The sequence below is a fragment of the Gemmatimonadaceae bacterium genome (genome assembly GCA_019637355.1).
GTDB lineage: Bacteria > Gemmatimonadota > Gemmatimonadetes > Gemmatimonadales > Gemmatimonadaceae > Pseudogemmatithrix.
Genome location: JAHBVT010000001.1, coordinates 44435 through 65330 on the forward strand (window position 1 = coordinate 44435; position 20896 = coordinate 65330).

Here is a 20896-nt window from a genome sequence, read left to right on the forward strand (position 1 = left end):
ACGCAGTTGGTCCTCGCCCCAACTTGGGGGCGCCGCAGTCTGACCGATGATCTCCGTCCTAGAGGGCCTGACGAATGAAGCATCTGACCACCGCCGTCCGCCGCAGCCTGCTTCTCTTGCTGCTTGCCGCACCGCTCCCCGCCCAGCAGGCGGCCGCGCCCGCCCTGCCCAGTGGCATCACCCGCGGCGCCAGCGTCGAAGGCATCACCGAGTACGCGCTCGCCAACGGGCTGAAGGTCCTGCTGTTTCCCGACCAGTCCAAGCCGACGGTGACGGTGAACATCACCTACCTCGTGGGCTCGCGGCACGAAGGCTACGGCGAGACCGGGATGGCGCACCTGCTCGAGCACTTGGTGTTCAAGGGCACGCCGAAGCATCCCAACATTCCGCAGGAACTCACCGAGCGCGGCGCGTTCCCGAACGGCACGACGTGGTTCGACCGCACGAACTACTTCGAGACGATGCCCGCCTCGGACGCCAACCTGGAGTGGGCGCTCGATCTCGAGTCCGACCGGATGGTGAACTCGTTCATCGCGCAGAAGGACCTCGAGAGCGAGTTCACGGTCGTGCGCAACGAGTTCGAGTCGGGCGAGAACAGCCCGATCCGCGTGACGCTGCAGCGCACGATGGCGGCCGCCTTCGAGTGGCACAACTACGGCAAGAGCACGATCGGCGCGCGCAGCGACATCGAGAACGTGCCGATCGAGCGCCTGCGCGCGTTCTATCGCCGCTACTACCAGCCGGACAACGCCATCCTCGTCGTCGCCGGCAAGTTCGACGAGGCCGCGGCGCTGCGGCTGATTGCGCAGAAGTTCGGGACGATTCCGCGCCCCGAGCGTTCGCTCGAACGCGGCAACCTCCTGTTCCCGACCTACACGCGCGACCCCGACCAGGACGGCGAGCGCGAGGTCACGGTGCGCCGCGTCGGCGAGGAGCAGGCGCTGATCGCGATGTACAAGGTCCCGGCGGGTACGCATCCGGACTTCGCGGCGATCGATATCCTCGCGCAGGTGCTCACGCGCACGCCGGGCGGACGCCTGCACTCGGCGCTGGTGCAGCCCGGCCTCGTGGCGCAGGCGGCAAGCCAGACCTTCCAGCTGCGTGAGCCCGGTGTCCTCTTCGGGCTCGCCCTGCTGCGCAAGGAACAGTCGCTGGCCGACGCCCGGCGCACGATGCTCGAGACGATCGAAGGCTTCGAAGCGCGTCCGGTGACCGCCGAAGAAGTCACGCAGGCCAAGGCCGCGCGCAGCCGCCAGATCGAACTCTCGATGAACAACTCGCAGAACATCGCGCTCGACCTCTCCGAATGGGCCTCGATGGGGGACTGGCGGATGCTGTTCATCCACCGCGACCGCCTCGAGGCCGTCACGCCGGCCGATGTCCAGCGCGTTGCGACGACGTACTTCCAGCCGGATAACCGCACCGTCGGCAGCTTCGTCCCGACTGACGCAGTGGCTCGCGTGAGCATCCCCGCCGTGAGCGATGCTGCGATCGACTCCGTCGCCCGCGCCTATCGCGGACGCGCCGCCATCGCCGCCGGCGAGGCCTTCGATCCATCCCCGGCAAACATCGACGCCCGCACCATCCGCGGACAGCTCGCCAACGGCTTCAAGCTCGCGATGCTGCCCAAGCAGACGCGCGGCAACCAAGTCTCGGTGCGCATCACCCTGCGTCACGGCAACCTCGAGACGCTGACCGGGCGCAACCACATCGCGGCCCTCGTGCCGCAGATGTTGGACAAGGGCACCCAGACGCGCTCGCGCCAGCAGATCCGCGAGGAGTTCGATCGCCTCCGCGCGCAGGTCGGGTTCGGCGGCGCCGGCAACAACCTCGTCGCCTCGGTCACGACGACGCGCGACAATCTCCTGCCCACCCTGCGCCTCGTCGGCGAAGTCCTCAAGACCCCGACCTTCCCGGCATCAGAGTTCGAGGAACTCAAGCGGCAGCAGCTCGCCAGCATCGAGTCGCAGAAGGCCGAGCCGGTCGCGCTCGCCATTCAGGCTTACCAGCGGCGGATGACGCCGTACCCCGCCGGTCATCCGCTCGCGGTCACGACCCTGGACGAGGACATCGCGAATCTCCAGGCCACGACGGTCGAACAGGTGCGCGCGATCTACACCGAGCTCGTCGGCGCAAGCTACGGCGACCTTGCCATCGTCGGGGACTTCGACCGCGCCGCCGTCGAGGCCTGGGCGAAGGAGACCTTCGAGGGCTGGCGCAGCCCGAAGCCCTTCGCGCGCGCCGAACGCCAGTTCTTCGACGTGCCGCAGTTCACCGAGACCATCGAGACGCCGGATAAGGCCAACGCCTTCTTCATCGCCGGCCAGAACCTCCGCATCCGCGACGACTCGCCGGACTATCCGGCGCTGACCATCGGCAACTTCATCCTCGGCGGCGGCTTCCTGAACTCGCGCCTCGCCACGCGCATTCGCCAGCGCGACGGCATCAGCTACGGCGTCGGCTCGGGCTTCGGGGCACAGGCACTTGATGAGGTCGGGTCGTTCAACGCCAACGCGATCTATGCGCCGGAGAACGTCCTGCGCCTCGAGACCGCCTTTGGTGAGGAGATCGGCCGCATCCTCAGCGAGGGTATCACCGCCGAAGAGCTCGAGGCCGCACGCACCGCTTGGCTGCAGCAGCGCGTGCAGATGCGCGCCAATGATGGTTTCGTCGTCGGGATGTTCGCGGCGCAGTATCTCACTGGCCGCACGATGGCCTTCGAGCAGCAGCTCGACGACAAGGTCAAGGCCCTCACCGTGGCGGACGTGAACGCCGCGATGCGCCGGCACATCAGTCTTGCGCGAATGTCGACCGTCAAGGCTGGCGACTTCGCCAACAAGCCGCCGATGGCACCGCCGACGCGTCCGTAGTCAGCGCGTGCTGCCGGTCGCGGCGGTGCGGGACTCCGCGTCCCGCACCGCCGCGACCATATACGCCTCGAGCATCCGCGTGCGCACGTCGTCCGGCGCGCGGCCCGCTGCGTTGGCCAGTCGCGCGAACGCAGCCTGAGCGCCCGTCAGGTCACCCGTGCGCAGGCGCGCCAACACGGCCGCGTCCAGCAGCAACGGTGCCGGCAGCCACGCCGTCCCGCGGTCGCGCTCGGCGATCTGCCGTGGCAGCTCCGCCGCCGCCGTCAGCCAGTCGTACTGCACCGCCGCCCGCAGGAATCGCCAGGCCGAGAGCGCGCCCGCCGGCGCGCGCTGCGCCACCAGGTAACGATCGACCTCCGCGTACCAGGCCACATCCGCGTAGCCCATCGTGCCCTGGTGCCGGTCGCGCTCCACCTGCAGCAGTTCGCTGAACCACAGATGCCAATCCACGGGCGCGCGTCCGCTGCGCAGTTCGCCCGTGAGGCGTGCGTCACGCAACCGCGCCGCGCGCACGGGCAGCCCCACCTGCAGGCTGCCGTCGAGTGAACTGCCAATGTCCCGCAACGGCTGGCGCATCTGCACCGCCTTGGCCTGCGCGTCGAAGCGCGCGTGCGAGAGCGGTGCCTTCGCCAGCTGCAGCGGCCGCACGCGCCGCTCGGCCATCGCGTCGGGCAGCACGAAGCGGTCGGCCTGCATCGCCGCAAACGCGCTGGCCTCCACACCCAAGAAGCGCGCCCGCTCCGCACGCAGGTCGAGCTGCGGATAGAAGTCCGAGTTGGCCGCCGAGTCGCCGTTGAACATCGGACTGAGCTCGCGGTGCCCCACGAGGTAGGTGGCGGCCAGCGCGGCGGTGGGAATCGGCCTGAAGCGTTCGAGGTCCAGCGCGATGTCCTCGGCGGCGAATACCGACCAGTCCGGCGTCGGCAGCGCGTCGGCGGTGGACGCGACGACGAGCACGTCCACATCGTTGGTGAGGTACAGCGCGTACGACGGGAAGTGCAGCGCTAGCGCGCGCAGGATGCCGAGCACGAGCTCGTCCTCGATCTCGTACAGGTGCAGCCACTGACCGAAGACGCCGCCCGGCGCGAGCTGGCGCGCCACACGCGCGTAGAACTCCTGCGTGAACAGCGCCGAGACGCCGCTCACCCAGGGGTTCGACGGTTCGGAGACAATGAGGTCGAACGTGCGCGCAGTGCCGGCGAAGTACGCCCGCGCATCGTCCGTCACGCGCAGCGCCCGCGGATCCTCGAATGTGCGGTGGTTGGCCGGCATCAGGAGGCGCGACGCATCCACCATCGCCGGTTCGATCTCGATCGTCGTGACTCGCTCCATCTCCGGCGCCGCCACGAGGAAATGCGTCGTCATTCCCGAGCCGTGACCGATGACCGCGGCCTCGCGCGCGCGTGGCGCGTGCGCCAGCGTCACCAGCGCCAGCAAAGCCTGCGTCGCGTTGTCACCGCCGAGCGCGGGCCGCAGCGAGTCGGCGCGCGGCGGCTCGAACCACACCGGGTGCAACGAGGCGTCCGGCTTGCCGTTCGTGGCGATCGTGAAGCCGCTGTCGCTGCCCATCTGCACGCTCACGCTGGCGGTGCGGCCATCCATATAGAAGAGGATGTTGCGCGAGCCGGCCGCCGGAACGTCGCCATAGCGGAACACGCCGCTGGAGAGCACCGAAGGATCGAAGCCCGGCGCCAGCGCCGTGGCGATCAGCACCGCCGCCGCCGCGGCCGTCGCGAGGCGCGCGGTGCGCAGTCCGCCCCGCCGCGCGGGCGAGGCCGTCCACAGCAGCCAGCAGCCGATGGCGAGATCGAGCCCGCCACCGAGCAGCACCGTCCCGCGCACACCGATCGCCGGCAGCAACAGCAAGCCGGCTGCCGCCACGCCGATGATCGAGCCCAGCGTGTTCCACGCGTACACCGCGCCGATGGAACGCTCGCCGCGGCCGACGCCGAGCAACGCGCGCGTGATCAGCGGCAGCGTCATTCCCGCGCAGATGGTGGCCGGCAGCATAATGGCCATCACCAACGCGTAGCGCCCCGCGTGGAAGGCGGTGTAGCCCGCCGCGTTGCGTTGCACTGTCTCCATCAGCGCCGCCATCCAGCCGAAGGCGTCGACGTACAACCCCAGCGTGAGAATGGCCGCGGTGCCCATCGCGACCTGCACGAGGCCGAGTCGCCATAGCGGGTCGCCGTCACGGTCGGCCATCCGCCGCACGGCCAGCGCCCCGATGGCCAAGCCGAGGATGAACGCCGAGAGCATCAGTTCGAAGCTGTGCGTCGCGCTGCCGAGGACCAGCGAGAGCATCCGGATCCACGCGATCTCGTAGCAGAAGCTCGCGACCGCCGTGCCGAAGCTCACCCACAGCAGCAGTTGCCACATCGCTTGTGCGCGCGGCTGCAGGTCCTTGGGGTCTTCCTTGGGCGTCAGCGCGTCGGAGACGGCAATCGCCGGCGCGACCTCCGTGCGTCGCGCCACGTACCAGCTCAGCAGCGCCACGAGCAGGTTGATCGTCGATGCCACGACCAACGTACCGGGCAAGCCGGCCAGCGCGATCAGCCAGAATCCGGCAAGGAGCACGCCTGCCGCGGCACCGAATGAGTTCGCGAAGTACAGCAGTCCGAGCAGGCTGCCCGCGCGCGCCGGGTCGCTGCGCCGCAGCACGCCGGCGGTCATCAGCGGGAAGGTCGTGCCGAGCAAGATGGACTGCGGCAGGACCAGCAGCGCCGCGAGGCTCCACTTGGCGATCGTGACCGGCGCGCCGCCGCCGAGCGCGGGAAACAGCGAATCGTAGGCAAAGGCGCTCGTGGCCACGAACACGTCGTGGAACACCAAGCCGAGCACGCCGACGAGGGCTTCGACGACGGCGTAGCCAATCAGCGGGTCGCGCAGCGATTGGGTGCGTCGCGCGACGAGCGCGGCGCCGAGGGACATCCCGCCGAGGAAGATGACCAGCACCAGCACCTGGGCGTAGGCGCCGTGGCCGACCAGGAGCCCGAGATAACGGCTCCACAGCGATTCATAGATGAGCCCGGCCGCGCCCGAGCAGACGAACAGCAGCGCGAGGACGAGCGTCACGCGCGGATCAGCGCCGCGCCGGCGGACCGCCGTTCTCTTCCACCCAGACCTTGGTCCAGTACATCACCAGCGAGCAGGGCTGCGACATCTGTCGCGGCCAGGCCAGGCGCTTGTACGCCTCGGGCACGCGCTCGTACACGTCGAAGTACTCCACCGCGTAGATCTGCTCGGCGTAGATGATTTCCTCGCGCGCCGTGCGCTCGCGACCGTTGAAGCCTTCGGTGAGGCAGCGCCAGCCGGCGGTCGACGCCACCGTCCAGTCGAGACGGCCGCGCTGGCGGTCCATCCACGGCTCCCGCCGGATGCCTTCCATCCCCTCGAACATATCAGCCCAGTAGTCGGGCTTGATGGCGGCCAGCTCCTCGGGACCGCGGAACTGCCCGATGCCGGCGCGGCGCCGGCACTCGAAGCCCTCGAAGCGATACGGCGCGCAGCCGTCCTGCGAGACGATGCGCAAGGTGTCGATGAGCTGCACCGCGCGCGTCATCGCGAAGATCAGCTCGCGCTGGGCACCGCCATCGTCCACCATCGCGACCTGCTCCTGCGCCTTCCACCCGGGCGAGCGGGCCATCACCACCACCTGGCCCCAGGGCAGGCCGCGGATGATGAAGCGGCCCTGGTTGTCCGTGCGCACCGACTTCTGCTGCAGGATGGCCAGCACCTCGACGCCGGGCATCGCGCGGCCGGAGGAGTCGGTGACGATTCCGCGCACCGTGCCAGCCTGCGCGGCGAGGGCGACCGGCAGGCCCACGAGCAGGGCGCAGGCCAAGAGCAGCCGCCGGAGAAGGGTCGTCGAATCACGCATACGGGGAATTTACGCCGCATCGCCGAAAATGTGCCCTGTGGGAAGGCCTAGCGGGACTCGAATCCCCAAGGGGCCGGCGGGGGCGGCACCGGCTTCGTGAGGTCGAACTCCACGCGGAAGCGGCGCTCGGTGCCCTCGCGGCGCAGTTGGTACACGAACTGCGTCGCCGTCAGCTCGACCGTCCACACGTTCGTGCGCGCCGCCGGGATCAGCGTGGCGGTGAAGCTGTCGGCCGGGAACTCCATCCGCATCGCCGTGCCCGTGGCCCGCGAGTCGCCGCCGTACTGCGTGACGCGATCTTCGCTGCCGTCCTCGTGCCGGTGGTCGTGCTTGAGCCGCACGCCGTCGGCGGTCCGCACCAGCACCCAGGTCCGCGAGCGATCCTCGCCCACGTGGAAGGGCACGCGAACCGTGTCGCCGCAGCCCCGCACGTGCATCACCAGCCGCTGCGACGCGAAGGCGCTGTCCGATGGCTGGGGATTCACGACCCGCCCTTCGTAGGCCTTGCCGCAATGCGCGCGCAGGCCAGCGAGGAAGTCGTCAGGGGCGCTTTGCGCGAGGAGCGCGGCAGGGGCAAGCAGCGCGAGGGCGAGGAGAGCGGCGAGTCGAATGGGCATTACCCAACATAGCACGCGTAATCGACGGATGACGGAGGACGGAGGACGGGGGGAGACCGGACGAATCGCTCCATCCGTCTTCAGTCTTCCGTCATCTCTTCAATCGATCAAAGAACGTTTTCCGCGCCTTGGCCACCTTCGGCGCCACCACCACCGCGCAGTACGGGTTCTGCGGGTTCCGTGCGAGATAGTTGTCGTGGTATGACTCCGCCGGCCAGAAGGTCTCCAACGGCTGCACTTCGGTCACGATGGGATCGTCCCAGTGCGCCTGCGCCGCCGCTAGTTGCTCGCGCGCGATGCGCGCCTGTGCCTCGCCCTCGGTGAAGATCGCCGAGCGGTACTGTGGGCCCACGTCGTTGCCCTGCCGATCCTTGGTCGTGGGATCGTGGATGGTGAAGAACACCTCGAGCAATTCGGCGTACGAGATCACGCTCGGATCGAACGTCACCTGCACGACCTCGGCGTGGCCGCTCTGCTTGCCGCAGACCTGCTCGTAGGTGGGGTTCGGCACGTGGCCGCCGGCGTAGCCGCTCTTCACGCGCTCCACGCCGCGCAGCTCCAGGTACACGGCCTCGAGGCACCAGAAGCATCCGCCGGCCAGCGTCACGACTTCCCTGCTCACGCGTTCTCCTGTGTGATTGCCGGAAACAGCGCCGCGAACTGCCCGTACCCCTCGGCAGTCAGTCGCGCCGCCGGGATGAAGCGCAGCGCCGCCGAATTGATGCAGTAGCGCAGCCCGCTCGGGTCCGGCCCGTCAGGAAACAGGTGCCCGAGGTGCGAATCGCCCTCGGCCGAACGCACCTCCACGCGGCGCATCCCGTAGGAGGCGTCCTCGTGCTCCGTGACCTGTTTCGGGACCAGTGGCTTGGTGAACGACGGCCAGCCCGTGCCCGAGTCGAACTTGTCCGTGGATGCAAAGAGCGGCTCGCCCGAGACGACATCTACGTAGATGCCCGGCTCGTGGTGGTCCCAGAACTCGTTGCGGAACGGCGGCTCCGTGGCGCTGCACTGCGTCACCTGGTACTGCAGCGGTGTGAGTTGGGCGGCCAGCGCGGGATCATCGGGCTTCTTCTTCATCGCGGATGACTAGGAAATGAGGAACGCTTCGCCGCACTAACCCGGTGTGTCGCGTCGGACGTTCCCTCTCCCCCTATCCCTTGCAGTCCGAAGAAAAGCCGAACATACTTGAACTCGGTTGGACGTTTGGGCGTCACGATTCGGTGAAACCCTGACAGGCCATCTTCCGTTTAAAGCAAGCATCCGCTTGCTTACTTGCAAGCGTTCACTTGCACAGAATCTCCCCAAGATGACAGAACCAACCAAGCAGCAACTCATCGAAGCAGCGCTGCGTGTGTACGGCGAAGGTGGTTTCCGCGGCGCAACCACGAAGCGCATCGCCGAAGAAGCGGGCGTCAACGAAGTCACGCTCTTCCGGCTGTTTGGCTCCAAGGCGGCGCTGATTCACGAGGCGCTGCAGACGCGTGCCATCGCGATCGCACGCGAGGCGTTGCCGGCGCATCCCAAGCGGCCCCAGGCCGAGCTCACGCAGTGGGCCGCCGAAGACCACGCGTTCCTGCTCGAGAACGCCGGGATGATTCGCGCCTCGATGGCGGATATGCACGATCACCCGGAGTGCGCCGGCACCGCCGCCCAGCGGCCCGCCGGCTCGCACGCCGAACTCACCTCCTACATCACACGCCTGGCCGAGCACGGGCACATCCCGAGCGCGGCGAACGCCAAAGCCGCTGCAACGATGTTGATGGGAACCCTCTTTGCCGACGCGATGGGTCGCGACCTGATGCCTGAAATGTTTCCGCCGCGCCACGAGGCGCCGGCTGCCTACGTCCGTCTCTTCCTGCGCGCCTTGGGCGCCACGGTCACCGCACTGCTGTTGATGCTGGCTCCGCTGCCGGTGCTGGCGCAGTCATCGGCCGTTTCCTCAGCGCAACCGACCGTGCTCTCGCTCGGCGATGCGCTCCGGATGGCCGAGAGCAAGAGCAGCGCGGTGCGCGCCGCGCAGGCGGGGCTCGACCGCGCCGCCGGCCAGCAGCGCCAGGTCAACAGCCAACTACTGCCGCAGATCAGCGGCAGCGCCGCCTACCAGCGCGCCATCCAACTGCAGTTCCAGGAAATCGCCAAGCAGTTTCCGGACACCGGTTCGGGCGGTGGCAGCGGTGGCTTCGCCGACTCGCCGCTGGCGCAGGTGTTCGCGGCGCCCAACACGTTCATCTTCACGCTGCAGGGCACGCAGAACCTCTGGACCGCCGGTCGCCTCACCGCGCAGCGGGCCGGTGCAGACGCCGCGCGCGATGCGGCCGACGTCTCGCTCTCCTCGGCGCGCGCGCAGGCACTGCTGGACGTAGCGCAGGCCTACTACGACGCCGTCGCCGCGCAGCGCTTCGCCGACATCGCCGACTCCACGCTGGCGCTCACCGACCGCACGCTGGCGCAGGTGCGACTCGGCCGCGAGATCGGCACCGCGTCGGAGTTCGACCTTCTCCGCGCCCAAGTCGCTCGCGACAACCAGCGTCCCGTCGCCATCCAGGCACGCGGCGCGCGGCAGGCCGCGGAGCTGCGGCTCAAGCAACTCCTGCGGCTGCCGCTGCAGCAGCCGCTGCAGCTCACCACGCCCATCCGCGATGACGACGTGGCGATGGCCGGCGCGCTTGCACCGGTCACGCTCGCCGACGCGCGCACGGTCACGCCGGACACCGCAGTGGACGCGCGCGCCACGGTGCGCCAGGCCGCCGCACAACTGCGCGCCTCCGAGCAGGCGCTCACGGCGGCACGCCTCGCGCGCTTCCCGGCGCTGCAGCTCAGCTCCACCTACCAGCGCTTCGCGTATCCGGCCGAGGGCACCTTCCTGCCCAGCGATCTTAACCTGTACTTCCCCAACTGGACGGTCTCGCTCGGCTTGAGCTTCCCCGTCTTCAGCGGCGGACGCATCGGTGGCGAGCGGATGGTGGCGCAGGCTAACGTCGCCGACGCGCAAGCCCGGCTCGAACAGGCCCGCGACGGCGCCGAGGTGGACGCCATCCTCGCCATCACCGCGTACGAGCAGTCGGCGGCGGCCTACACGGCCGCCGTGGGCACGGACGCGCAGGCCGAGCGCGCGTATCGCATCGCCGAAGTCCGCTTCGCCGAAGGGATCTCGACGCCGGTCGAGCTCACCGAGGCGCGCGTCCAGCTTGAGCAGGCGCGCCTCCAGCGCGTCACCACGGCGCGCGACCTCGAGGTCGCGCGCCTGCGCATCGCGCTCCTGAAGGACCTCCCGCTCGTGCTGGGAGGCACCCGCTGATGTCGTTCATCCACTCGCCCAACACACCCGCCCTGCGGGGGAAGGTCTCGATGTCGTCGCGCTCCCTCCTCTTCGTCGCTGCAGTCGCCCTTACCGTCTCGCTGGCCGCCTGCGGCCGCGGGGATGCCGCCGAGGACGTCTCGGCAGAGCCGGTCACCATCGCGGTCGGGCCGGAAGGCATCGCCGTCGCCACGCGGAGCCTGCTCTCCGTCGGGCCGCAGCTCTCGGGCACGCTCGTGGCTGAGCGCACGGCGCAGATCCGCGCCGAGGTACCGGGCGCCGTGCTCAGCGTCAACGTCGATCCCGGCGCGCGCGTGGAGCAGGGAACCTCGCTCGCCAAGATCGACGACCGCGCCATCCAGGACGCCTACCTCGGCGCGCGCAGTGGCTTCACCGCGGCGCAGACGGCGGCCGACCTCACCGCCCGTGAACTCACGCGCGCCGAGCGCCTCAAGGAGGCCGGCGCGATCAGCGAGCGCGACCTCGAGAACGCGCGCCGCGCCGACCTCGCCGCGCGTTCGATGCTCGACGACGCCCGCGCCCGCCTCTCGCAGGCCGAGAAGTCGCGCGACGCCGCCAACGTGCTCGCGCCCTACGCCGGCATCGTCTCCGAGCGCTACGTGAACCCCGGCGACATCGTGAACCCCGGCGCGCCGCTCTTCGCCGTGGTCGATCCGTCCACGATGCGGCTGGAAGCCGCCGTGCCCGCCTCCGACCTCGCGATGCTGCGCGTCGGCGCACCGGTGCGCTTCAGCGTCACCGGCTACCCGGGCCGCACATTCGAAGGACGCATCGCCAGCATCAACCCGCAAGCCGATCCGCAGACGCGGCAAGTGCGCCTCTTCGTGCGCATCCCGAACGCCGGGCAGGCCCTCGTGGCTGGCCTCTTCGCCGAGGGCCGCGTGGCCAGCGAGTCGCGCGAGACGCTCACGGTGCCGGCGCTGGCCGTCGATGAACGCGGGCTCGGTCCGCAAGTGATCCGCCTGCGGAACGGCGTGACGGAGCGCGTGGCCGTCACGCTCGGTGCCCGCGACCGGGCCACCGACCGCGTCGAGATCACCAGCGGTCTCGCCGCCGGCGACACCGTGCTCACCGGTGCCGCCCTCGGCGTCACCGTCGGCTCGCGCGTCCGCGTGAGTTCGCCGTCCGATACGTCGTCCACGCGCTGAGGCATACGCGATGTACATCTCCGATTTTGCGATCAAGCGTCCGCTCATCACCATCGTCTCGATGTTGGCGTTGGTGGTGTTCGGGCTCTTCGCGCTGTGGCGGCTCGAGACCGACGAGTTCCCGGACGTCCAGCAGCCCATCATCAACGTCGCCATCCCGTATCCCGGCGCCTCGCCTGACGTGGTCGAGCGCGAGGTGCTCGACCGCGTCGAGGAGGCCGTCTCCGGCATCTCGGGCGTCGACCGCATTATGGGTTCGGCGCAGGACGGCTTCGCGAACATCACCGTCTTCTTCGTCTTCGAGAAGGACCTGCAGCAGGCCTCGCAGGATATCCGCGACAAGATCAGCGGCATCCGCTCGGACCTGCCGGCCGAGATGAAGGAGCCGGTGCTCACGCGCTTCGACCCGGCGGACCAGCCGATCATCGAGATGTCGCTCAACTCGAGCACGCTCGATGCGGCCTCGCTCACACGCATCGCCGACCCCGAGATCACGCGCGTGCTGCGCGGCATCCCCGGCGTGGCGGAAGCGGTGGTGATCGGCGGCGTGGAGCGGGAGCTCACCGTCGAGATCCGTCCCGACGCGATGGAAGCGGCGGGCATCAGCGTGGCGCAGCTGGTCGGTGCGCTGCAGGCGCAGAACATCGCCGCGCCGGTGGGCCGCATCACCGGCGCGCTCGACGAACGCTCCATCCGGCTTAAGGGCAAGCTCGAGACGCCGGAAGACTTCCTGCGCCTGGTGGTGGCCGAGAAGGGCGGCCGCGCGATTCGCCTCGGCGAAGTCGCGACCGCGCGCGACGGCACGTCCGAACCGCGCACCGCCGCGATGTTCAACGGCCGCGACGCCGTCGGCATCTCGATCAAGAAGTCCAAGGGCTATTCGACCACCACCGTGGCCGAGCGTGTCGTGCAGGCCGTCGACGGTCTGCGCCCTGCGCTGCCGCCCGGCACCACGCTCGACATCGTGCGCAATGCCGGCGACCGCGTGCGTGACTCCGTGGCCAACGTGCAGTCCACGCTCGTGGAAGGCGCGATCCTCACCGTGCTGGTCGTCTTCCTGTTCCTCAACAGTTGGCGCTCCACCGTCATCACCGGCCTCGCGCTGCCGATCTCGGTGCTCGCCAGCTTCATCGCCGTCTGGGCCTTCGGTTTCACGCTCAACACGATGTCACTGCTCGGCCTCTCGCTGGCCATCGGCATCCTGATCGACGACGCCATCGTGGTACGCGAGAACATCGTGCGCCACGTGGAAATGGGGAAGGATCACTTCCGCGCCGCGCACGAAGGCACCGACGAGATCGGCCTCGCCGTCGCCGCGACGACCTTCTCGATCGTCTCGGTGTTCGTGCCGATCGGCTTTATGGCCGGCCTCTCGGGCCAGTGGTTCAAGCCTTTCGCGCTGACCATCGCCTGCGCCGTGCTGGTCTCGCTGTTCGTGTCGTTCTCGCTCGACCCGATGCTCTCAGCCTACTGGCCGGACCCGGAAATCGAGTCGCACGAGCACCGCAACTGGCTTTCGCGGCAGATCGCCAAGTTCAACGACTGGTTCGACAAGCTCGCCGGCACCTACACCAAGGTGATTGGCTGGGCGCTGGACCACCGCCTCGCGATCATCGCGCTGGCTGGTGGTTCGCTGTTCAGCGCGCTGTGGCTGCAGGGCACCTTCGGCGGCTTCGGCTTCGTCCCGGTCAGCGACAACTCCGAGCTCGTCATCCAGGTGGAGACGCCACCGGGTTCGAACCTCGAGTACACGCGCCTCAAGACCGAGGAGGCGGCGCGCCTTGCGCGTGCGCATTCGGAGGTGCGCTACACCTTCGCGACGGTCGGTGCCGGCGGCGGGATGGATCCCTCCGAGGCGCTGGGCGCCGTGGACCTCGGCTCCGTGTACGTGCGGATGACCCCGAAGACCACGCGCGAGCTCTCGCAGGACCAGTTCGGCGCGCGCCTGCGTGAGGAAGTGAAGTCGATCGGCGGCGCCACGGTGGCGGTGTTCACCAGCGGCTTCGGCGGCGCCATCAAGCAGGTGCAGCTCGAGCTGCGCGGCTTCGACGGACGCCAGCTCCAGCAGGTGGCGGACACGGTGCTGCAGGTGGTGCGCAATGTGCCAGGCGCGGTGGACGTGGGCCTCTCGACCAAGGGCCAGAAGCCCGAACTCGAGATCACGCTCGACCGCGCGCTGGCCGGATCGCTCGGCGTGACGGTGGGACAGATCGCGCAGTCGCTGCGTCCCGCCTTCGCCGGCGTGGATGCCGGCGACTGGGTGGACCCGGCGGGTGAGAACCGCAAGGTGCGCGTGCGGCTCGCGCCGGAGTCACGCACCCGCGTGAGCGACATCGAGCGCCTGCCGATTTCGGTCGGTGGGCAGGGTGGCGCGCCGATGCGGATGGTTCCGCTCGGCCAGCTCGCGACCGTGACGCAGGGTGTCGGCCCGGCCAAGATCTCGCACCTCGACCGCGACAACGTCATCGTCGTGCAGGCCAACGTCGCCGGCAGCTCGCTTGGCGAGGTCACCTCGGCCATCAGCCGCGAGCTCGCCAAGATGAACATCCCCGAGGGCGTGCGCTGGTCCTTCGGCGGCGAGGCCAAGGACCAGGAGCAGGTCTTCGGCGACATCCTGGCCGCGCTCGGTATCGCGCTGCTGCTGATGTACCTGATCCTGGTGATGCAGTTCGGCTCGTTCTTGGAGCCGATCGCCATCCTCATCTCGCTGCCGCTGTCGCTGATCGGCGTGGTGCTGGCGCTGCTCATCACCAACGACACGCTGAACATTATGTCGATGATCGGCGTGATCCTGTTGATGGGCATCGTGGCCAAGAACGCCATCCTGCTCATCGACTTCGCCAAGTGGGGGCAGGAGCAGGGAATGGAGCGTCGCGCGGCGATCATCGAGGCCGGACGCGTGCGCTTGCGCCCCATCCTGATGACCACCTTCGCGATCATCGCGGGAATGATTCCGGTGTCGCTGGGGCTCGGTGAGGGCGCGGACTTCCGTGCGCCGCTGGGCCGCGCTGTCATCGGCGGCACCATCACATCCACCATCCTCACGCTGGTCGTGATCCCGACCGTCTACGAGATCCTGGACGAGTGGCGCGAGAAGGTGGCGGGCTGGTTCAAGTTCCCGGTGCGGCCCAAAACGGACGAGTATATGATCCCGAAGCCGCGGGTCTGAGCAAGCGGCTGGTGACGACGAAGGCCCGGAGCGTTCGCGATGAACGCTCCGGGCCTTCGTCGCGCATCGCGGCTACGGGCGCGGGCCGAAGCGCCGAGGCGGGCGGTTGGCCGCGAGCCAGGCGCGCTGAGCGTCGGTGAGCACCGCGCGCAGCGCGGCGTGCAGCGCTTCCACGTCGGGGCGCAGGGCCTGCGCAATCTCGCGACCGCCGGCCAGGATCTGCTGCACCTCCTGGCGCGACGCACCGCTGAGCCGCGCCTGTCGCGCTTCCATAAAGATTAGCCGCAGCGCCGCGAGCTCCTCGCTGTGTGCCTCACGGAATTCGATGCGCAGCGCCAGCATCTCGGCGCGCTGCTCGTCGGTCAGGGCCAGGGAATCGGGGAACGGCGGCCGGATGCTGCGTCCATCGAAGGGACGCCCGCCCGGCTGCTCGCCCATCGTGCCTTCGAGCGCGGAGCCGGGTTCGCCGAACATCACCAGCGCGTAGTCGTCCGCAACGCGGCTCGAGGCGCCAGTGGTGGGTTCGCCGCAGGCCGTCAGCGTGACGGCGACTGCGAGAGTGGGGAGCAATACACGACGCAACATTGGGTGATGCCTCCTGCCGGCTACGGGGGTCAGTTGTCGCGTGGCAGGGTGGGGGCCTGCGCGGGTTTGCCCGTTAGATGCCGACGGCGCCGACAACGTTAACCGCCCTCTCCCGCCTTCCGGAGCAGCGTCCAGGCTTCGTCCAGGTGCTCCTGCGTGGTGCGCAGGTTGCCGATGGCCACCCGCAGCGCATAGCGATTCGCGAGCGAGGTGTGCGAGATGAACACCCGCCCGCTGGCGTTCACCTTCTCGAGGATCTTGGCGTTGTGCCAGCGCAGTGCGTCTTCGCTGAGCTGCGCCGGGCGATGCCGGAAGCACACCACCGACATCTCCACTGGCGCGAGCAGCTCCCACTCGGGCGCCGCGCTGACCCGTGCTGCAAAGCTCTCCGCCAGCGCGCAGTGTTGCCGCAGGCGCGCCTGCAGCCCTTCGAGCCCGAACGCGCGCAGTACGAACCACAATTTGAGCGCGCGGAAGCGCCGGCCCAGTTGGAACGAATAGTCCGAGTACGACAGCGCTACGTCCTGCTCAGGCGTGCGCAGGTACTCCGGCGTGAGCGAGAAAGCGCGGCGCAGCACCTCCGGATGCCGCGTCCACAGCACGCTACAGTCCATCGGCGTGAACAGCCACTTGTGCGGATTCACCACCAGCGAATCGGCGCGCTCGAGGCCGGCGAACATCGTGCGGCGCTCCGGCAGCAACGCAAGCACGCCGCCGTACGCCGCGTCGGCGTGCAGCCAGATGCCGTGGCGTTGGCAGGTTTCCGCGATCTCTGCGATGGGGTCCACCGCCGTGCTTGATGTCGTCCCCAGCGTGGCCACGACGGCCAGCGGTCGCGTCCCTGCGGCCACGTCGGCCGCGATCTGCACCGCCAGAGCGTCAGTGCGCATCCGGAACCGGTCGTCGCTCGGAATCCGCACGCAGTTCTCGTGACCCAGTCCCAGCGTGATGACGGCTTTGTCCACCGAGGAATGCGCCTGGTCGGAGCAATACACGCGCAGCACGGGCAGGTCGTTGCGGCCAGCAAGGCCGCGTGCGCGGATGGCTAACGCCGGGTCGCGTTCGCGCGCTGCGGCAAGGGCCTGCAGCGTGCTCGTGGACGCGGTGTCGGTCAGCATCCCGAACCACTCGCGCGGCAGGCCCATCGCATCACGCAGCCAGCCCGTCGTCGTTTGCTCCAGTTCAGCCAGCGCCGGCGAGGTGCGCCAGAGGATGCCCACCTGGTTCAGCGCCGCCGTGACCAACTCCCCGAGAATGCCGGGCACCGAGGCCGTGTTGGCGAAGTAGGCCAGGAAGCCCGGGTGATTCCAGTGCGTCACGCCCGGCATCACGAGGCGGTCGAGGTCGGCGATGATCTCGTCGAGCGCTTCGGCCCGCACCGGCATCGCGGCGGGAAGCCGGCGCCCTAGGTCTCCCGGTGCAACCTGCGACAGGACGGGATAGCGTTCAGGCGACCCGAGGTACTCCGCGATCCACCGCGCGAGCACGTCGGCCTGCCGCGTGAACTCCTCGAGCGGCAGGTCGCCGTACTCGGGCTTGGAAGGGGACACTGACATTGACACAAATCTACGACGACGACCGGCGGCTCGATGCCGCGGTGTCACTGGGCATCATCTCGGCGGAGCAGGCGGCGGCCATCCGCGGCCTGACGCCGCAGCGCAGCGCGCCCGCGTTGCCGCAGCCGGTGGGCGCGCCGACCATCGGCTACGTGCTGGGCGCCATCACCGTGCTGGTGGCGATGGGCTGGTTCCTTGCCGACCGCTGGGAATGGCTGGGTGCGGGGGGCGTTCTCGCGGTGGTCGTGCTCTACGCGGCCCTGTTCGTCGCCGTCGGCGGGCGCCTGCGCCGTGAAGGCTTCTCGACGGCCTCGGGCTTCGCCGTGCTCCTCGCCGTGGCGATGGTGCCCATCGCCGTCGTGGCCCTCAACGAGCTGCTGCAGTGGTTCCCTGCGACGCCTGCGGCCGGCTGTCGCGTGCAGCCGATGAACGTCACGGCCGACTTCTCCTTCTGGGGCTGCCGCGGGCTCGAAGTCACCATCGAGCTGACGACGCTGCTGGCGGCGCTGGTCGGCCTTCGCGCGACGCGCTTTCCGCTCTTGGCCGCTCCCATCGCCGCACTCCTGCTGCGCGGCGTGTTCCTCGTCGCCGACGGCGTGTTGCGCGGTGAGGTGGGCCGACTCAGCGCCGCGTGGGTCTGGGCCGCCGGGGCCTCGCTGCTCGTGGCCGGCGCGTACGTGCTCGATCGCCGCCAGCCGGAGGACGAAGACTATGCCCTGTGGTTCCACCTCGTGGCGGCCTTCGCGGGGGTAATCGCCACGGCCATTCTGCTCAACAGCTTCGAACAGTTCCGACACCTCCTCGTGCCGGCGGCCTTCGTGGCGTTCACGTTCTCGCTGCGAATGCGGCGCTTCGTCTGGACGCTCGTGGGCCTCGGCTGGTTCGTCACGTACCTGGGCTGGCTGGCCGCCGATGTGTTCAAGGACACGCCGTTCTTTCCCATCGTCCTCGCGGCGCTGGGCCTGGGCGTGATCATCGCGACGGTCTGGGTGCAGCGGAACAGCGCGATGCTGGTGGCCCGCTTCGGCGGGCTGGGTGGGGATGCCCGCCCCGCCTTCCCGGGTGGCGTGGGGTTGCTCCTGCTGCCGGCACTGGTGGCGGCACTGCAACTTCCGGCAGCACGCTTCGCCGACCGGGAGCTGCGGCGCGAATCGGCGGCTAGTATGCGGATGTACGGAGCGATGCGGGCGCGGCGGGACGCCGAGGTGCGCCGGGCGCGGCGGGAGGCGACGGGACAGGCGGTTCCCAGCCGCAGGCCGGAAACCCCACCCCCCCGCCTGCCGTAGCGCAGGAGGTACGCCAAGCCGCCGCAGGGGCGGGGGCGGGAGACTCTGCGGAGGAGCTTGATGCTGGTTGCGGGACTGTTGCTGGCCCTGCAGGTGACCGTGCAGGTGGACGTCGATTCTGGGCGGGCTTCCGCCGGCGTGGGGATGCGTGCTCCGCAGCGCCAACGCATCCCCGTCACCGACGAGCACCGCCGCACCGCCTTCCGCGACGCCGCCGCGCGTGAACTCATCCTCAACGCGCGCGCCGCCCGCCTCAAGCAGGACTCCTCGCTCGTTTCCTACGAGGTCAAGAGCTACCAGCGCATTTCCGCCGGAATGTCGCTGCGCGAGACGGCCCGCGACCGCCTGATCTTCCGCACGGAGAACGCCGCCCTCGTGCGCTGGCAGCGGGGCATCGGCGCTCGGATCGAATTGCTGGGCGCACGCCAAGCCGTGCCCATCGTGCAGGGCATCAGGGAGGCCGAAGACGAGATCCAGCGCGAGATGGAGTCCGAGTTCAGTGATATGCTCGCGGTGCCGTACTACCCGGGGAAGGACGACTTCTGGCTCTTCGAGATGGTCGGGAGCTCCAACGAGAGCGGCAGCCCGATGCTGATCCATCCCATCGCCGAGGGGTCGGAGGCCTACTTCACCTTCGCCAGCGGCGATTCCGTGGACATCGTCCTGCCAGACGGCAAGCGCATCAAGCTGCGCGAGATCCTGGTCACGCCGCGGCAGGCGATCTGGAATCTCGTCGTGGGTTCGTTCTGGTTCGAGACGGAGGCGGCGCATCTCGCGCGCGCGGTGATGCGCTTCTCGGCACCGATGGATATCTGGGAGACGGTCGAGGCCGAGGATCCGGGAGCGCGCGACGAGATGCCGCGCGCGGTGCGCGGGATGCTCTCGCCGATGAAGGCCGAGATCACGGCCGTCACCATCGAGTATGGATTGTTCGAGCAACGCTTCTGGTTGCCACGGACGCAGGGCGCCGAGGGCTATGCGCGCGTGAGCTTTATGCGCCTGCCGTTCCGCATCGAGCAGCGCTACCGGTACGAAAGCGTGAATGCCGCAATCGACCTGCCACCCATCGACTGGCCCGTGTCCCAGCCGCGCAACGCCGCGAGGATGCGTGATAGCCTGCGCGCCGCCGGTCTCGATTCTGTCGCCGCCCGCGATTCCGTGCGTGCGGCGTTCGCGCGCGCGGATTCGCTGCGCCGTGCGCGCCGCGACGAGCGTTGCGCGACCGAGGGGACGTACACCGTCTACCAGCGCCGCGGCAACGGCTCGCTGGAGATGGCGGTGGAGGTGCCTTGCGACGTCTCCGTGCTGGCGACTTCCCCGGAACTTCCGCCTTCCATCTACGATCCCGGCGAGGAGCTCTTCGGTGCGGCCCAGCGCGAGGAGCTGATGCAACTGCTCGATTTCGGCCTGCAGCCGAACTGGGCGCCGCGTCGGCCGACACTGGAATACGGGCTCCAGTACACCCGCTTCAACCGCATCGAGGGGCCGAGCAGCGGCATCCGCGCCTCGTCGCAACTGGGCAAGGGCTACACCGTCGCGCTCGACGCCCGCGCCTCGGCGGCGGACCTGCAGCTCAACGGCGGACTCTCGCTCGCGCGCAGCAACGGACGGCGCCAGATCCGCGGTGAGGTCTACCGCCGTCTCTCCGTGAGCTCCGACTTCGGCGATCCGCTCTCGTTCGGCGCCTCGCTGCCGGCGTTCTTCTACGCTCGCGACGAAGGTTTCTACCACCGTGCCTGGGGCGCCGAGCTCGCCAGTGAGCGCGTGCCGCGCCGCGGTCTGGAGTGGCGCCTCTTCGCCGAAGAGCAGTGGACGGCACGGGTCGAGAACCGCTGGTCGCTCTTCGGCGGGGCCAACGATTCGCGCGTACTCGGCAACGTCGCGGCCGATACCGGCTGGTACTACGGGGCCGGACTGCGCTGGCGCGGCAGTCGGGGTCTGGATCCGCGGGGCTGGCGCCTGACTGGCGACCTGCGGCTCGAAGGCGCCACCGGTGCGAGCGACTACGGGCGCGTGATTGTCGAGACGGTCACGTCCAAGGGAGTCGGCCCCGTGATCGCGTCGGTGACCGCCTCCGGCGGCACCAGCGAGGGCGAGCTCCCGGCTCAGCGGCAGTTCTTCCTTGGCGGCCTGCACAGTGTGCGCGGACTCACGCCCGGCACGATGGTGGGCAACACGTTCTGGATGACGCGCGCCGAGGTGGGTACGAACGACGTCGCGGCGCGTCCCGTGATCTTCGGGGACTTCGGTTGGGCCGGGAGCCGCGAGGCCTGGGGCAAGTTCGGCCGGCCGATGACCGGCGTGGGCGTCGGGATGAGCTTCTTGGATGGCCTCGCCCGCATCGACCTCGCCCGGGGCATCCACCCGCGCTGGGAGACGAGGATGGACCTATACCTCGAGGCCAAGTTCTAGGTCGCCGCGCGGTACCGTGTGATGTGAGCACTTGCGTAAAGAACCGGTACAGCG

General features: G+C 69.2%; 13 protein-coding genes. 6 read left to right on the top strand and 7 right to left on the bottom strand.

What is annotated here, in order from left to right:
- The first annotated feature begins 74 nt into the window (after positions 1-74).
- Positions 75-2870 carry an insulinase family protein gene (locus tag KF689_00190; protein MBX3131785.1) on the top strand — a complete coding sequence of 932 codons (2796 nt, stop codon included), beginning with the start codon at positions 75-77 and terminating at the stop codon, positions 2868-2870.
- Here KF689_00190 and KF689_00195 read toward each other — a convergent pair whose 3' ends face one another.
- From KF689_00195 to msrB, 5 genes are all read right to left on the bottom strand, one after another.
- Positions 2871-5945, bottom strand: a complete 3075-nt coding sequence (locus KF689_00195) for a hypothetical protein (protein MBX3131786.1) — start codon at positions 5943-5945, stop codon at positions 2871-2873.
- 7 nt (positions 5946-5952) lie between these two features.
- Entirely contained in the window at positions 5953-6750 is a 798-nt protein-coding gene (locus tag KF689_00200) for a carboxypeptidase regulatory-like domain-containing protein (GenBank protein MBX3131787.1), read from the bottom strand.
- Between the two features lie 47 nt (positions 6751-6797).
- Entirely contained in the window at positions 6798-7274 is a 477-nt protein-coding gene (locus KF689_00205; protein ID MBX3131788.1) for a hypothetical protein, read from the bottom strand.
- A 184-nt stretch (positions 7275-7458) separates the two neighbouring features.
- Entirely contained in the window at positions 7459-7989 is a 531-nt protein-coding gene (gene msrA / locus KF689_00210) for a peptide-methionine (S)-S-oxide reductase MsrA (protein MBX3131789.1), read from the bottom strand.
- Complete coding sequence (gene msrB / locus KF689_00215) at positions 7986-8444, bottom strand: peptide-methionine (R)-S-oxide reductase MsrB (GenBank protein ID MBX3131790.1); 459 nt, start codon at positions 8442-8444, stop codon at positions 7986-7988. The genes msrA and msrB overlap by 4 nt, the downstream gene beginning before the upstream one ends.
- Before the next feature lie 229 nt (positions 8445-8673).
- Here msrB and KF689_00220 point away from each other — a divergent pair, with 229 nt between their 5' ends.
- The 3 genes from KF689_00220 to KF689_00230 are packed head-to-tail and all read left to right on the top strand — an operon-like array spanning position 8674 to position 15003.
- Entirely contained in the window at positions 8674-10665 is a 1992-nt protein-coding gene (locus KF689_00220; protein MBX3131791.1) for a TolC family protein, read from the top strand.
- Complete coding sequence (locus KF689_00225; protein MBX3131792.1) at positions 10665-11834, top strand: efflux RND transporter periplasmic adaptor subunit; 1170 nt, start codon at positions 10665-10667, stop codon at positions 11832-11834. Before KF689_00220 ends, KF689_00225 begins: the two co-directional genes overlap by 1 nt.
- 10 nt (positions 11835-11844) lie before the next feature.
- Positions 11845-15003 carry an efflux RND transporter permease subunit gene (locus tag KF689_00230; protein MBX3131793.1) on the top strand — a complete coding sequence of 1053 codons (3159 nt, stop codon included), beginning with the start codon at positions 11845-11847 and terminating at the stop codon, positions 15001-15003.
- Between the two features lie 72 nt (positions 15004-15075).
- On the opposite strand, the gene KF689_00235 is transcribed toward KF689_00230, so the two are convergent.
- Together KF689_00235 and KF689_00240 are read right to left on the bottom strand one after the other, a co-directional pair.
- Positions 15076-15573 carry a hypothetical protein gene (locus KF689_00235; protein ID MBX3131794.1) on the bottom strand — a complete coding sequence of 166 codons (498 nt, stop codon included), beginning with the start codon at positions 15571-15573 and terminating at the stop codon, positions 15076-15078.
- A gap of 113 nt (positions 15574-15686) precedes the next feature.
- The gene (locus KF689_00240) at positions 15687-17144 is read right to left on the bottom strand and encodes an amino acid decarboxylase (GenBank protein MBX3131795.1); all 1458 of its coding nucleotides are present in this window, start codon (positions 17142-17144) and stop codon (positions 15687-15689) included.
- On the opposite strand from KF689_00240, the gene KF689_00245 reads away from it, so the two are divergent.
- Positions 17144-18430: a hypothetical protein gene (locus KF689_00245; GenBank protein MBX3131796.1), complete on the top strand. Its 1287-nt coding sequence runs from the start codon at positions 17144-17146 to the stop codon at positions 18428-18430. The two genes, KF689_00240 and KF689_00245, sit on opposite strands and share 1 nt — an antisense overlap.
- Before the next feature lie 60 nt (positions 18431-18490).
- On the top strand, positions 18491-20842 hold the full coding sequence (locus KF689_00250) for a hypothetical protein (GenBank protein MBX3131797.1): 2352 nt from the start codon (positions 18491-18493) through the stop codon (positions 20840-20842).
- Positions 20843-20896 lie beyond the last annotated feature (54 nt).